The organism is Bartonella sp. AP7XZML (assembly GCF_042195745.1).
Classification (GTDB): Bacteria; Pseudomonadota; Alphaproteobacteria; order Rhizobiales; family Rhizobiaceae; genus Bartonella.
On record NZ_JBHIOT010000088.1, the window covers coordinates 1 to 1309 of the forward strand.

The following is a 1309-nucleotide window of genomic DNA, read 5'->3' on the forward strand; positions in this document are numbered from 1 at the left end:
TTCACAGGTTTAAAGAGAAAGATCATGAGAAACGGAATATTGAAGAAACTCTATACGCAGCTTTGTAGATTAATAGGTTGTAATTCGAAAATGAAGAATGGAGATAGATTGGTGAAAGAATTTGTACGGATACCGGATCGTGATTGTAGCATAGAAGATCTTGTGAAACGACACGAAACTCACACAACAATTCTTAAAAAACGAGAAGAATGGCATAAGTCAAAATTTGATAGTTGGATGAGATGGCATGAAGCCACTCTTGCAGAGCGAGATAAGTCAATTGAACAACAGCAAGTAGTACTTGAAAACCTATTCTCTTTAATTAAGCAAAAAAATAAGACACTGTATGAACAAAGATTAAAGTTGGCTTCACAAATGGAGCTAATTAATAAATTAAATAATAAAATCATTTGCTTAATTAACAAAAAAGAAGAACCAAGATTGATCGATTTTACTTTTGCAGGAGAATGCTTTTAATTTTGGCATCAAAAAAACCACAAATGAGGATTATCAGCCAAAAAGGAATATTCAGAGCCAAATTCATCATATGTATCTTTTGAGCGTGGATATGAGGCCCAAAAATGAACAGTGAATGTTTCCTCTGGGTTAACAATCGAAGTGTGGTCAAGTGTAAAATTTGCAATGTTGCGGGAATTAGGCTTACGGCAGCTAATTATGAAATCTAAAAAAGTGTAGCATTTAGCACGTATAATAAAAAAATTCAAAGCGAACTCTGATGAAGCATTTGATTTTATATTTTGGGGACATAAAGCAATGAGCTTTGGAGTTGTTCTTTTAATGACGAGGTGTTCACCTGAAGTTTTAGATGGCCATCTAACGAAAGGGCAAGCATTTTTAACAAACTTAAAGGGACTTTTTTTCGATATGCGTATATTCCTTATCATTATATCTTCTCTAGTAAGATTTTTAATGCATAATTTCACCCTAACGCGTGAAGTGCCTTCATATTTTTGTGGGAAGAATACTGCCTTCAATTTCAAATATGGTCCCAAATCTCGTGCTTTTTTATCTTCTAATAGAATAGCTGTCTGGGTTTCTGATGCTATAGTTTGTCGTTGGAAGATTTTAAGTTGTTTTTTTAAGCTTCGTTGTTGCACAAAAAGTGTCACCATTCCAGTAACTATCGTAGCAATAATAGGAGCAATCGTAAGATTATCACTTATCCAGTGCAGCAAAAATACAGCACTATCATTTATCCGGTGCAATAAGAATACAACCTTATCAACTATCCATTCTTGCATCATAACTCCCCCCACTTTTTTAGAATCGTTGGGAGGATACTTTTTCA

The 1309-nt window shown here is 34.1% G+C and carries 2 protein-coding genes; one reads left to right on the top strand and one right to left on the bottom strand.

Going from position 1 to position 1309, the window contains the following annotated elements; translation table 11 throughout:
* Positions 1 to 24: 24 nt before the first annotated feature.
* Positions 25 to 477 carry a hypothetical protein gene (locus tag ACFILT_RS06945; protein ID WP_375614814.1) on the top strand — a complete coding sequence of 151 codons (453 nt, stop codon included), beginning with the start codon at positions 25 to 27 and terminating at the stop codon, positions 475 to 477.
* Between the two features lie 8 nt (positions 478 to 485).
* Here the strand turns inward: ACFILT_RS06945 and ACFILT_RS06950 are convergent.
* Positions 486 to 1309 (bottom strand): hypothetical protein (locus ACFILT_RS06950; RefSeq protein WP_375679807.1); only part of this gene is annotated, 824 nt, incomplete at its 5' end.